Origin of the sequence: Mycobacterium sp. 1245852.3 (assembly GCF_001669335.1) — a bacterium.
Classification (GTDB): domain Bacteria; phylum Actinomycetota; class Actinomycetes; order Mycobacteriales; family Mycobacteriaceae; genus Mycobacterium; species Mycobacterium europaeum_A.
Map to the genome: position 1 here is coordinate 1 of NZ_LZLL01000525.1, position 12,037 is coordinate 12,037.

Annotated in this window: 14 protein-coding genes; 6 read left to right on the forward strand and 8 right to left on the reverse strand. The window is 66.1% G+C overall.

The features are described 5' to 3' along the window. The coding region (locus tag A9W96_RS23980; RefSeq protein ID WP_304441740.1) for an ACT domain-containing protein at positions 1-467 on the reverse strand (467 nt) is incomplete at its 3' end. 15 nt (positions 468-482) lie between these two features. Next, entirely contained in the window at positions 483-2,243 is a 1,761-nt protein-coding gene (gene ctaD / locus A9W96_RS23985) for a cytochrome c oxidase subunit I (protein WP_231997702.1), read from the reverse strand. 177 nt (positions 2,244-2,420) lie between these two features. On the opposite strand from ctaD, the gene A9W96_RS23990 reads away from it, so the two are divergent. Next, complete coding sequence (locus A9W96_RS23990) at positions 2,421-3,515, forward strand: iron-siderophore ABC transporter substrate-binding protein (protein WP_067143619.1); 1,095 nt, start codon at positions 2,421-2,423, stop codon at positions 3,513-3,515. Positions 3,516-3,634: 119 nt separating this feature from the next. Further along, entirely contained in the window at positions 3,635-4,675 is a 1,041-nt protein-coding gene (locus A9W96_RS23995; protein ID WP_067143622.1) for an NAD(P)-dependent alcohol dehydrogenase, read from the forward strand. Positions 4,676-4,697: 22 nt separating this feature from the next. Here the strand turns inward: A9W96_RS23995 and A9W96_RS24000 are convergent, their stop codons facing one another. Beyond that, entirely contained in the window at positions 4,698-5,123 is a 426-nt protein-coding gene (locus A9W96_RS24000) for a DUF3349 domain-containing protein (protein WP_066872070.1), read from the reverse strand. Positions 5,124-5,432: 309 nt separating this feature from the next. Here A9W96_RS24000 and A9W96_RS24005 point away from each other — a divergent pair, with 309 nt between their 5' ends. Then, complete coding sequence (locus tag A9W96_RS24005; protein ID WP_156752805.1) at positions 5,433-5,693, forward strand: hypothetical protein; 261 nt, start codon at positions 5,433-5,435, stop codon at positions 5,691-5,693. Positions 5,694-5,730: 37 nt separating this feature from the next. Here A9W96_RS24005 and A9W96_RS33100 read toward each other — a convergent pair whose 3' ends face one another. The 3 genes from A9W96_RS33100 to nrdF all read right to left on the reverse strand — a co-directional run bounded on the left by A9W96_RS33100 (position 5,731) and on the right by nrdF (position 7,627). Further along, complete coding sequence (locus A9W96_RS33100; protein ID WP_255361666.1) at positions 5,731-5,865, reverse strand: hypothetical protein; 135 nt, start codon at positions 5,863-5,865, stop codon at positions 5,731-5,733. 386 nt (positions 5,866-6,251) lie between these two features. Further along, positions 6,252-6,410: a hypothetical protein gene (locus A9W96_RS32335; protein ID WP_165827780.1), complete on the reverse strand. Its 159-nt coding sequence runs from the start codon at positions 6,408-6,410 to the stop codon at positions 6,252-6,254. A gap of 242 nt (positions 6,411-6,652) precedes the next feature. After that, positions 6,653-7,627 carry a class 1b ribonucleoside-diphosphate reductase subunit beta gene (gene nrdF / locus A9W96_RS24015; protein WP_197497868.1) on the reverse strand — a complete coding sequence of 325 codons (975 nt, stop codon included), beginning with the start codon at positions 7,625-7,627 and terminating at the stop codon, positions 6,653-6,655. A 181-nt stretch (positions 7,628-7,808) separates the two neighbouring features. Here nrdF and A9W96_RS24020 point away from each other — a divergent pair, with 181 nt between their 5' ends. Both A9W96_RS24020 and A9W96_RS24025 read left to right on the forward strand, forming a co-directional pair. After that, the gene (locus A9W96_RS24020; protein WP_067143628.1) at positions 7,809-8,255 is read left to right on the forward strand and encodes an SRPBCC family protein; all 447 of its coding nucleotides are present in this window, start codon (positions 7,809-7,811) and stop codon (positions 8,253-8,255) included. Beyond that, positions 8,239-8,784: a TetR/AcrR family transcriptional regulator gene (locus tag A9W96_RS24025; protein WP_067143631.1), complete on the forward strand. Its 546-nt coding sequence runs from the start codon at positions 8,239-8,241 to the stop codon at positions 8,782-8,784. The genes A9W96_RS24020 and A9W96_RS24025 overlap by 17 nt, the downstream gene beginning before the upstream one ends. On the opposite strand, the gene A9W96_RS24030 is transcribed toward A9W96_RS24025, so the two are convergent. After that, positions 8,756-9,328, reverse strand: a complete 573-nt coding sequence (locus A9W96_RS24030; RefSeq protein WP_066881246.1) for a TetR/AcrR family transcriptional regulator — start codon at positions 9,326-9,328, stop codon at positions 8,756-8,758. The two genes, A9W96_RS24025 and A9W96_RS24030, sit on opposite strands and share 29 nt — an antisense overlap. Positions 9,329-9,430: 102 nt before the next feature. On the opposite strand from A9W96_RS24030, the gene A9W96_RS24035 reads away from it, so the two are divergent. Beyond that, positions 9,431-10,351, forward strand: a complete 921-nt coding sequence (locus A9W96_RS24035; protein ID WP_067143635.1) for an SDR family NAD(P)-dependent oxidoreductase — start codon at positions 9,431-9,433, stop codon at positions 10,349-10,351. Here the strand turns inward: A9W96_RS24035 and A9W96_RS24040 are convergent. Beyond that, a complete protein-coding gene (locus A9W96_RS24040) occupies positions 10,348-11,886 on the reverse strand; it encodes an NAD(P)/FAD-dependent oxidoreductase (RefSeq protein ID WP_067143638.1) in 1,539 nt (512 codons plus the stop codon). The two genes, A9W96_RS24035 and A9W96_RS24040, sit on opposite strands and share 4 nt — an antisense overlap. Between the last annotated feature and the right edge of the window lie 151 nt (positions 11,887-12,037).

Below are 12,037 nucleotides of genomic sequence, written 5' to 3' on the forward strand. Positions count from 1 at the left end.
CGCAGCGCGGCGTCCGCGCCCGGCGGCACCGAGACCCGCAGTTCCAGGCCGATCACCGGATAGTCGGAGACACCGCGGATCAGGTCGATGTTGACGCCGAGGGCGGCCACCTCACGGGCCACCGCGCCGAACGCACTGGCGGTGATGGGCCGGCCGAGCACGAAGATGGTGTGGCTGGAGGGCTCCCGCATGATCGGCACGTCGTCGCTGCGCTCGATGGTCACATCGAGCCCCACGCTGCGGATGGCCGTTTCAACGTCCTCGCGCAACTGCGCGCCGTCGGCGACCGCGGCCGGGCAGCACACGAGCACGCCCAGCGTCAGGCGGTGCCGGATCACCACCTGTTCGACGTTGAGCAACTCGACCCCATGCCGCGACAGCGCCTCGAACAGGGTCGCCGTCACGCCCGGTTGGTCCACGCCGGTGACGGTGATCAGCACCGACACCTTGTTGGGTGGTGCGTTCACTCCGGACAGCCGCCGCTACTGCTCAGGAGTTGAGCGATCGGGTTCGGTTCGTGGGCCGAAGCCTTTCGGTGATTCGAGAGCCGTGGCATGGCGGCCCACGTGGGCCTCGGCGCGCAGCCGCTCCACCATGTGCGGGTAGTGCAACTCGAATGCCGGTCGCTCCGAACGGATTCGGGGCAGCTCGGTGAAGTTGTGCCGCGGCGGCGGGCAGCTGGTCGCCCATTCCAGGGAGTTGCCGTAGCCCCACGGGTCGTCGACCGTGACGACCTCGCCGTAACGCCAGCTCTTGAAGACGTTCCAGACGAACGGGAACATCGACGCGCCCAGGATGAAGGCGCCGACCGTCGAGGCGACGTTGTAGGGCTGGAAGCCGTCGCTGGGCAGGTAGTCCGCGTAGCGGCGCGGCATGCCCAGGTCACCCAGCCAGTGCTGCACGAGGAACGTGGTGTGGAACCCGATGAAGGTCAGCCAGAAGTGCAGCTTGCCCAGCCGCTCGTCGAGCAGCCGGCCGGTCATCTTCGGGAACCAGAAGTAGATGCCGGCGTAGGTGGCGAACACGATGGTGCCGAACAGCACGTAGTGGAAGTGCGCGACCACGAAATAGCTGTCGGTGACGTGGAAGTCCAGCGGCGGGCTGGCCAGCATCACACCGGTCAGACCACCCAGCAGGAAGGTGATGAGGAAGCCGACCGAGAACAGCATCGGCGTCTCGAAGGTGATTTGCCCCTTCCACATCGTGCCGATCCAGTTGAAGAACTTGATCCCCGTCGGCACCGCGATCAGATACGTCATGAATGAAAAGAACGGCAGCAGAACGGCTCCGGTGGCGAACATGTGGTGCGCCCACACCGCGACCGACAGGGCGGCGATCGACAGGGTGGCGTACACCAGCGTGGTGTAGCCGAACACCGGCTTGCGCGAGAACACCGGGATGATCTCGGTGACGATGCCGAAGAACGGCAACGCGATGATGTACACCTCGGGATGCCCGAAGAACCAGAACAGGTGTTGCCACAACAAGACTCCGCCGTTGGCGGCGTCATAGACGTGGGCGCCCAGATGTCGGTCGGCGGCCAGCCCGAACAGCGCCGCGGTCAGGATCGGGAAGGCGATCAGGATCAGGATCGAGGTCACCAGGATGTTCCAGGTGAAGATCGGCATCCGGAACATCGTCATGCCGGGCGCGCGCATGCACACCACGGTGGTGATCATGTTGACCGCACCCAGGATGGTGCCCAGACCGGCGACGATCAGGCCGGTGATCCACAGGTCTCCCCCGGCGCCGGGTGAGTGCACGGCGTCGGACAGCGGCGTGTAGGCGGTCCAGCCGAAGTCGGCGGCGCCGCCCGGGACGATGAAGCCGGACGCCGCGATCAGCCCGCCGAACAGGAACAGCCAGTACGAGAAGGCGTTCAGCCGCGGAAAGGCCACGTCGGGCGCACCGATCTGCAGCGGCAGCACCAGGTTGGCGAAACCGAACACCACCGGGGTGGCATAGAGCAGCAGCATGATCGTGCCGTGCATGGTGAACAGCTGGTTGAACTGCTCATTCGATAGGAACTGCAGCCCGGGAGCGGCCAGCTCGGTGCGCATCAGCAACGCCATCAGCCCGCCTATGAAGAAGAAGGCGAAGCAGGTGACCGTGTACATGATGCCGATCAACTTGTGATCGGTCGTCGTGATCAGTTTGTAGACGAGGTTCCCTTTGGGGCCCATCCGGTCCGGATACGGACGAACGGCCTCGAGTTGTCCCAAAGGGGGCGCTTCGGCTGTCAACAGCTTCTCCAAACATCCAGATCGGACACTGGCCCAAAAATCAGTATTGAGACGAATCTTAGCCGTCGATCATGACGACGTCAGGGCTGGTCCTACAAACTGTCGTAAACGGCTCACCGGCGCGGCCCGCCCGTCGGCGCGGCCGCGCCGAGCTGGCCGGATGTTAGCGTCTGACGCGTGTTGTTCGGCGTGATCAGACCCGCCCGGCTGACCGCGGCGACGGCGGCGGTCATCCTGGCCTGCGGCGGCTGCGGATCCGACCAGCCCGCCGGGCAGCCGACCCATTCGCTCATCACGCCCACCACCCAGATCGCCGGCGCCGGCGTGCTCGGAAACGACCGCCGGCCCGACGAGTCATGCGCACGCGACCCCGCCGAGGCCGACCCGGGCCCGGCCAAGCGGCAGGCGCACAACGCGGCGGGCGTCGCCCCAGACATCGTGCAGGTGCCCGCCGATCCCCAGCGCATCGTGGTGCTCTCCGGCGACCAGCTCGACACGCTGTGCGCGCTGGGCCTGCAATCGCGGGTGGTCGGCGCCGCCCTGCCGGACGGCTCGCCGACCCAGCCCGCCTATCTGGGCGGCGCGGTGCAGGGCGTGCCCGGTGTCGGCAGCCGCTCCCACCCGGACGTGAAGGCGATCGCGGCCGCCCACCCCGATCTGATCCTGGGCTCGCAAGCGTTGACCCCGACGCTGTATCCGCAGCTGGCCCCGATCGCCCCGACGGTGTTCACCGCCGCGCCGGGCGCGGCCTGGCAGGACAACCTGCGCGCGGTCGGAGCCGCCACCGGCCGCGGCGCCGCGGCGGACGGGCTGGTCACCGGCTTCTCGCAGCGGGCGACCGACGTCGGCGCGCGGCACGACGCCTCCCACTATCAGGCGTCGATCGTGCAGCTGACGGCCGGCACCATCCGGGTCTACGGCGCCAACAACTTCCCGGCCAGCGTGCTCGGCGCGGTCGGCGTCGACCGGCCCGCCTCGCAGCGGTTCACCGACAAGCCCTACATCGAGATCGGCGCTTCCGACGCGGACCTGGCGAAGAATCCGGATCTCTCGATCGCCGACGCCGACGTGGTGTACCTGTCCTGCGCCACCCCGGCCGCTGCCGATCGGGCCGCGACGATCCTGGACAGCAACCCGTGGCGCAAGCTGTCGGCCAACCACGACAACCGGGTCTACGTCGTCAACGACGAGATCTGGCAAACCGGCGAGGGCCTGATCGCGGCCCGCGGCATCGTCGACGACCTGCGCCTGGTGAACGCCCCGATCAACTGACCACCACCGGCCGGTACGCACTCGTCGCCATAAGGTGATATTCGCCGCCTCGGATGGCGGAAGAACTTTTACCCTAGCTAAACTTCTTGAAGACGTATCGAATCGAAGAGGGACTTTTCATGAGCACAGTTTCGGCGTACGCGGCCACCTCGCCGACGGCACCGTTGACCAAGACAACCATCGAGCGGCGCGAGCCGGGTCCCCACGACGTGGCGATCGACATCAAGTTCGCCGGAATCTGCCACTCCGACATCCACACGGCCAAAGGCGAATGGGGAACACCGAGTTACCCGCTGGTCGTCGGCCACGAGATCGCCGGCGTCGTGACCGCGGTGGGCTCCGCGGTCACCAAGCACAAGGTGGGCGACCACGTCGGGGTGGGCTGCATGGTGAACTCCTGCGGTCAGTGCCGCAGTTGTCAGGCCGGCCTGGAGCAGTACTGCAGCCGGGGCACGATCTTCACCTACAACGCCACCGACAAGGACGGCACGATCACCCAGGGCGGCTACAGCCAGGCGATCGTCGTCGACGAGAACTTCGTCCTGCACATCCCCGATTCGCTGCCGTTGGACAAGGCGGCGCCGCTGCTGTGCGCGGGCATCACGCTGTTCTCGCCGCTGCGGCACTGGAAGGCCGGCCCGGACACTCTCCTGGCGATCATCGGCCTGGGCGGGCTGGGCCACATGGGCGTCAAGCTCGGGGCGGCGATGGGCGCCGAGGTGACGGTCCTGTCGCAATCGCTGAAGAAGATGGAAGACGGTCTGCGACTCGGCGCCAAGCACTACTACGCCACCGCCGAGCGCGAGACCTTCAAGGAGCTGCGCAACAGCTTCGACCTGATCCTGAACACCGTCTCGGCGAACCTGAACCTCAACGACTACCTCAGTCTGCTCGACGTCGACGGCACGCTCGTTGAATTGGGCATTCCCGAGCACCCCATGGAGGTGGGCGCGTTCTCGCTGGCGCTGGCGCGCCGCAGCCTGTCCGGGTCGAACATCGGCGGCATCGCCGAAACCCAGGAGATGCTGGACTTCTGCGCCGAGCACCACGTGACGCCGGAAATCGAGCTGATCGAGCCCGACTACATCAACGAGGCCTACGAGCGCGTCCTGGCCAGCGACGTGCGCTACCGCTTCGTCATCGACATCTCAAAGCTGTAGGGCGTCGGGAAGCTGACGGGCCCTACAGCGCGACGCCCGGCGCGTTCTCGGAAGCAGCACTGCGCGCGGCGATTTCGGCGGCCTCTCCCCATTCGTCGCCGGGGATGACTTCGCTGACGTCGATGCCGGCCAGCGGCCACCCGACGGCCGCCAGGGTGGACGCCACCCGGATGATGTTTTCCGGCCCGGCGTCGTAGTGCGTCATGTCGGAGATGAAATGGGCGATCTCGTCGCGCTCGATCACGCCGTCGGCGATCGCCGGGGATCCGTCCGCGGTGATGTTGCGCACCACCTCGGCGATCTGCTCCTCGGTCAGCGGGGTGCTGCGCAGCAGCGCCAGCAGCGGCACCCGGTCGGGCCCGGGGACGCCCTCGGGGTAGCCGGCGCGCAGCCAGCGAAGTACCGAACGGCAGAAGTTGGCGGTGGCAGAGGCGGCGGTATTCGTCACCCCACCAGTGTCAGGGCTGTCGTGTCACCCGCGCCAGCGGGTGAAAAGCGGCGCGCGCACAATTCATACGCCGTTCATTACCCGAACATGTCCGCTACCAAAAAGCGCGCGGCGGACGGATCCACAGCGGCAGTCACGAAACGAATCATGGCGTCCCTGCGAAGGCCGATATGCGAAACTGCGCGGCCCGGAGGGGCGATGGCCTTTGGAGCGACGCGACGGTTGGGTATGCAGGACTTGTACGAGCAATTGATGGTTCAGTCGTAATCGTCTGGGAGACAAGTGCAACTCGATGTAATCGCCACCGCAATGACCGCGACGGGCGCGCCGCTCATCGTCTCCGGGATACTCGGGGTCGGCGAGATCGCGGTCGGCGCCTATCAGCACCAGCGGACAAACAGAGTGGCCGGAAACCTCAACATGATTGCTGGGGGCCTGGGACTGCTGGCCACGATCGGCGCGACGACAGGACAGCTCGAAATCGCCCTTCCCGCAGCAATATTGGGCGGCGCAGCTGTCGGCATCAATCTCGTTAACCAGACCCGCCAGCAGCACCGACAGAGCGCATAGCCGTCGGGCCGCGGGCTCATATCGGCTGGCCGGCGCCTCATTCGCCGGCGGTTGGAGCGTCACTTCCCGTGGATGAGGGCTCCGTGGACTCCACGTCGGAGCCCTCTTCGTCGTCGGTGGCTTGGGGCGGTTGTTCGTCGCCCTCTGGCGGCGGCTGTTCGGCGGTGGTCACGTGGCTCTCCCGTCCAGAAACGATTTCGCGTGCCAGATACCCGGGCGGGCCACGCGGGAAACCGAGCGCCGCGGTCGAACCGCCCAGCAGTCCGGCCCTCGTCCTCGCGTCGAGGAACGTGCATGAGAACGCCATTGCAGATCTAGCCGACGTGCCGCTGGCGGCTAATGCGAGTGATCGCGCGGGAAGCCAAGCAGTGCGGGCTACAAAGCAACGTCGGAGGCCCGCGGTAAATCGGGTACGGGTATTTTCCGCTTCGGGCTTATTAGCGGTCGAGTCAATAATCGGCTGGTATCCACAATCGTGAGAAAGCAGATCGCGGGAAACCCAATGCGCGTTTGCCAGTCGCTAGTAACTGCTTAACGAGGCGACAGTGATCGGCCGAGCTAGCCGACACCTTCCGAGCTCTGCTCGGTGGCGCAGTGGACCATCCGCTCGCTCAGCTGGATCAGCGGGTCTTCATACCCACCAGGCATGGTGTAGGCCAATCGGCGCAATTCGACGGCAAACTCGTACAGATGCTGGGTCAGCAACGCGACGGTCATAAGGCGGCAGTGACGATCTTTGCGGTGACGGTAGCTACGCGGAACAACATACTTCCCAAACTTCCCCCTATTGGCGACCCAGATGTTTGGCGACGTGTCCCGATTCGTCGATGGCAGCGTAATCGCTCCCGCATCTAATTACAACTGTGTTTGTAAAAACTCCCGCGCGGCGTATGGAGCGGACCAATAAGTCTCCGGCCGGCCGACCGTGCAAGACGGACCAGCTATGCGAGCTGCGGTTGCTAGAAGTCCCAGTCCTCGTCCTCGGTGACGACGGCCTTGCCGATCACGTAGGACGAGCCCGAGCCGGAGAAGAAGTCGTGGTTCTCGTCGGCGTTGGGTGACAGCGCCGACAGGATCGCCGGGTTGACGTCGGTCTCGTCGCGCGGAAACAGCGCCTCGTAGCCGAGGTTCATCAGCGCCTTGTTGGCGTTGTAGCGCAGGAACTTCTTGACGTCCTCGGTCAGCCCGACCTCGTCGTAGAGGTCCTGGGTGTACTCCACCTCGTTGTCGTAGAGCTCGAAGAGCAACTCGTAGGTGTAGTCCTTGAGCTCCTGCTTGCGCGCGTCGTCCACCAGGGCCAGGCCGCGCTGGAACTTATAGCCGATGTAATAGCCGTGCACGGCCTCGTCGCGGATGATCAGCCGGATCATGTCGGCGGTGTTGGTCAGCTTGGCCCTGCTCGACCAGTACATCGGTAGGTAGAAGCCGGAGTAGAACAGGAAGCTCTCCAGCAGCGTGGAGGCGACCTTGCGCTTGAGCGGCTCGTCGCCCTTGTAGTACTGCATGACGATCTCGGCCTTGCGCTGCAGGTTGGGGTTCTCCTCCGACCAGCGGAAGGCGTCGTCGATCTCGGCGGTCGAGCACAGCGTGGAGAAGATGTTGCTGTAGCTGCGGGCGTGCACCGACTCCATGAACGCGATGTTGGTGTACACCGCTTCCTCGTGCGGGGTCAGCGCGTCGGGGATGAGGCTGACCGCCCCGACCGTGCCCTGGATGGTGTCCAACAGGGTCAGGCCGGTGAACACGCGCATGGTCATCTGCTTCTCGTGGGCGGTCAGGGTGCCCCATGACGGCAGGTCGTTGGACACCGGCACCTTCTCCGGCAGCCAGAAGTTGCCGGTCAGCCGGTCCCAGACCTCGGCGTCCTTGTCGTCTTGCAGCCGGTTCCAGTTGATCGCCGAAACGCGGTCGATCAGCTTCATGTTTTCGGACACCAGAACCCCACTTCACACGCCGTTTTGCCGGATGAATCTCAGGCTCCAGACACTACCCCTGGGGTGCGACAAGCGACGGCAACACAACAACTTGTGTTTGCGTGTCGCAAGCGCCCCCCGGCGCGCCGTCGGTTCCATTCCGTTCTCCAGTATCGCGCGCCAAGGATGTACCATTTGGTACATGTTTACCGAAGACAGCGTCGAGATCGACGCACCGCCCCGACTCGTCTGGGACGTCTTCACCGACGTCGAGCACTGGCCGGACTGGACCGCCTCGGTCACCTCCCTGACCGGGCTGGACGGCGCGGCCCTCGCCGTCGGCAGGCGCTTCGCGATCAAGCAGCCCGGCATGTCGAAGCTGAAGTGGCGGGTCACCGAGCTCGACCCCGGCAGGTCCTGGACCTGGGTGCAGCGCTCGCCCGGAGTGCGGGTGCGCGCACGCCACGACGTCATCGCCCAACCCGGCGGCCGCACGTTGGTGCGCCAGCAACTCGACCAGGGCGGCGCGCTGGGGGCCCTCGTCGGGCGGTTGATGATCAAGAAGACCAAGCGCTTCCTCGACCTGGAAGCCCAAGGCCTCAAGGCCCGCGCCGAGAAGCTCAGCCGCGCCGATGGCGCGCACCCCTGACACCGGGCGGCGCCAACAGCTCCTCGAGGCACTCGTCGCCGAGTTCGCCACCGGCGGCATCGGCGACCGGTCCCTGCGCGAGGTGGCCGCCGCAGTGGGCACCAGCCACCGAATGCTGTTGCACCACTTCGGCTCTCGCGAAGACCTGCTCCTGGCAATCGTCGAGGCGGTCGAGCACCGGCAGATGGGTGTGCTGTCCGAACTGCCGACCGGCCCGGCCGAGGGCTTCGCGGCGATGTGGGCCGACCTGCGTCGACCCGAGCTGCGCCAAGCCGAGCGCTTGTTCTTCGAGTGCTACGCCCGCGCCGCCCAGGGCGAAAAGCCTTTTGCCCGAATGGTTCCCGGGGCCGTCGAGAGTTGGCTGGCCGAGGTCGACGCGATCGCCGAGGCTCCGGTCCATCCCGCCTTGGCCCGGCTCGGGTTGGCCGTCGCACGCGGCCTGCTGCTGGATCTCGTCGCGACCGACGACGAGGCCGGCGTGGATGCGGCCGCGCAGGCTTTCATCCGGCTTTTGGCAACACCGAAATAAGCGTGTCGACGAGTTCCTCGGCGCTGGTGTGCCACTTGTCCAGATCCATGTGGCCACTCAAGTCGAGGCCCGTAATGCCATGCGCGCTCGTCAAAATGAGCGCCCCGTAGCGCGGGGCCTGCTGCGGACCGGTGATGCGACCGACCATCTGAAGAAACAGCTCCTGCGTGCGTTGGGCCGCCTGCATCGCCGCGGTCGGGTCACCCGCCGGCGGGGTGAACATCAGGCGGTAGAGATGCGGGCGGGTGCGGCCGATGTCGATCAGCGACAGCAGGGCCGACCGCAGACATTCCTGCGGCGAATCTTCGCTACCCACCAACGCTTCGAGCGCGTCACCCAGTTCGCGCAGTGCGTTGGTGGCCAACTCGGCGAGCAGAGACTCCTTGTCGGCAAAGTGCCGATACGCCGCCGAGCGCGACACGCCGCTGCGGGCGCCGACCTCGCGCAGCGTCACCGCGTCGACACCGCCGAGGTCGAGCAACACCCCCGCCGCCTCGACCAACGAACGGCGCGTCGCCGCCGCGCTTTCGGCCCTTGTCGTCACCCGCAGAGCATAAGCCGGTCGTTGGGTTGACAATGTCAACTCGACTGCTAGTTTGAGATGACAGCGTCAACTCAAACTAGGTCCCCTCGATCGGAGAACCCCATGATGTCGTCGAATCGCGCCAACCGTAATGAGCTGATCGTCGTCACCGGCGCCTCGACCGGCATCGGCGCGGCCACCGCTCGAGAATTGGCCCGCAAGGGTTTTCATGTGCTGGCCGGTGTGCGCCGCGACGCGGACGCCGAGGCGCTGCGCGCACAAAACATCGAGCCGCACATCCTGGACATCACGATGGAAACGGACGTGGCCGCCATCGCCGACCGCGTCGCGCGCGATCCGCTGCGCCGTCCCCTGCGCGCGCTGGTCAACAACGCCGGCATCGCGGTCAATTCTCCAGTCGAAACGCTGCCGATCGACCAGTGGCGCCGGCAATTCGAGGTAAACCTCTTCGGCCACATCGCGATGACCCAGAAGCTGTTGCCGGCCCTGCTGCTCAGCGGAGGCACCGTCGTCAACATCAGCTCGGTCGGCGGCAAGGTGGTGTTGCCGACGTATGGCTCGTATGCCGGTTCGAAGTTCGCCCTGGAAGCCGCCAGTGACGCGTTGCGGCGGGAGGTCGCCGAACTCGGCATCAAGGTGGTCGTCGTCGAACCCGGCGCGGTCAAGACCGAGATGGCCGAGCGCGGCATCAGCACCGCCGAGGGCCTGATGGCCAGCCTGACCGAGGCGCAACTCGCCCGCTACGGCGATCTCATCGGGGCCGTCACGGCGCAAGCCCGGTCGTTCGGCGAGGAGGGCGTTTCGGCCGAACACGCCGCGAAGGTGGTCGCCAAGGCCGCGACCGCACCGCGTCCACGCACGCGCTACACCATCGGACGCGACGCCGCAATCCTGTTGTGGATCAACCGCGTGGTGTCCGACCGGGGGCTGGACCGCATCGTGCGGCAGAACCTGCGATCCTTCGCCAGGAAGTCGCAGGCCCGCGAACAACGCAGCGCCGCAACAACTTCGGTCGGCCTTTAGACCGCCGCCCGTGCGCCCGTGTTGACGCCGTAGAACTGGTATTCGTCCCGCTTCACCGAACGGGTCGCCCGCCAGTACTCCCAGGTGTAGCCGCCCCAGAGCACGGTGTTCTTGCCGTGCTCGTCCAGATACCAGCTGCTGCAGCCACCGCTGTTCCATACCGAGGGGCCCAGCCTGCGCTGCAGCTCGTCGTTGAACTTGTCCTGGGCGGCGCGGGTCGGGGCCAGCGCCTGGGCGCCCAGCTTGTCGCAGGTCGCGATCGCGTCTGCGACGTAACGGATTTGGGATTCGATCATGAACACCACCGAGTTGTGTCCCAGCCCGGTGTTGGGTCCCAGCAGGAAGAACAGGTTGGGCACGTCGGCGACGGTGATGCCGCGGTGCGCGCCGATGCCCTCGCGGTTCCAGCGGTCCACCAGGTCCTCGCCGTGCAGCCCCTTGATCTGGACGTAGGTGTAGGAGTCGGTGACGTGGAAGCCGGTGGCGTACACGATCACGTCGGCGCGCCGGTGGGTGCCGTCGGCGGTGACGATGCCGTCGGCGGTGATCCGCGAGATGTGGTCGGTGACCAGTTCGGTCTTCGGGTCCGCGACCGCGCCGTAATAGGTGGAGGAGTTCAGGATTCGCTTGCACCCGATGCGGTAGTTCGGGATCAGCTTGCGCCGCAACTCCTTGTCCTTGACCGCCCGGCGAATGTTGTATTTGCAGTAGGACTCGATGAACTTGAGCAGGTTCGGCCGCTTGGTCATGCCGAAGGCCAGCGCTTCCTGCCCCCAGTAGATCGCGAGCCGCACCAGCGCGCGCAGCCCGGGCACGTTCTCCATGGCCCGGCGCACCGCCGGCGGAATCTCGGGGTTCGACCGCGGCACCACCCACGGCGGAGTGCGTTGGTAGAGCTGAAGTTCGGCGACCTTCCCGACGATCTCCGGCACGATCTGGATCGCACTGGCGCCGGTCCCGATGACGGCCACCCGCTTGCCGGTCAGGTCGACGCTGTGGTCCCACTCGGCGGAATGGAAAGCGGCGCCGGCAAACTCGTCGCGGCCTTCGATGTCGGGCATGGACGGGATGTGCAGCGCGCCCGCACCCGAGATCAGGAACTGGGCGACGTATTCGCGCCCGTCGGCGGTGAACACGTGCCAGCGGTTCTCGTCATCGTCCCAATGGGCCCGATCGACCAGCGAGTCGAACTCGATGTAGCGGCGCAGCCCGTACTTCTCGGTGACGCCCTTGAGGTAGTCCCAGATCTCGGGCTGAAAGGAGAACGGGTTCTTCCAGTCGGGCTTGGGCTCGAACGAGAACGAATAGAGGTGCGACGGGATGTCGCAGGCGCACCCCGGATAGCTGTTGTCCCGCCAGGTGCCGCCGATGTCGCCGGCCTTTTCCAGGATGACGAAGCCGACGCCCTGCTTTTGCAGCGCGATCGCCATCCCCAGACCGGAGAACCCGGTCCCGATGATGACGGCGCGCGTGTGCACGGGCTTCGAGGCGCTGGCCGCAGGGGTTGTCTCGGTTTGTGTCACGACGTCGGTCACGGTCGATCGGTCCTTCTATCCAGGCGTGTCGCGGGTCGGCGTCAGCCGGCGTCTTCGGCTGCGGCCCCGGCCGGCGCAGATACCCAGTACCCAGGGTATCGGTTTGGACGAGTGTTATCGATGGCCGCGGCGGTTGTCAACGCGGAACCGC

What these genes read in the sequence shown, in the direction of transcription:
- A9W96_RS23995 (WP_067143622.1), top strand. Translation starts at nt 3,635, where the DNA reads ATGAGCACAGTTTCGGCGTACGCGGCCACCTCGCCGACGGCACCGTTG.
- A9W96_RS24005 (WP_156752805.1), top strand. Translation starts at nt 5,433, where the DNA reads ATGACCGCGACGGGCGCGCCGCTCATCGTCTCCGGGATACTCGGGGTC.
- A9W96_RS32335 (WP_165827780.1), bottom strand. Translation starts at nt 6,410, where the DNA reads ATGACCGTCGCGTTGCTGACCCAGCATCTGTACGAGTTTGCCGTCGAA.
- A9W96_RS24020 (WP_067143628.1), top strand. Translation starts at nt 7,809, where the DNA reads ATGTTTACCGAAGACAGCGTCGAGATCGACGCACCGCCCCGACTCGTC.
- A9W96_RS24025 (WP_067143631.1), top strand. Translation starts at nt 8,239, where the DNA reads ATGGCGCGCACCCCTGACACCGGGCGGCGCCAACAGCTCCTCGAGGCA.
- A9W96_RS24035 (WP_067143635.1), top strand. Translation starts at nt 9,431, where the DNA reads ATGATGTCGTCGAATCGCGCCAACCGTAATGAGCTGATCGTCGTCACC.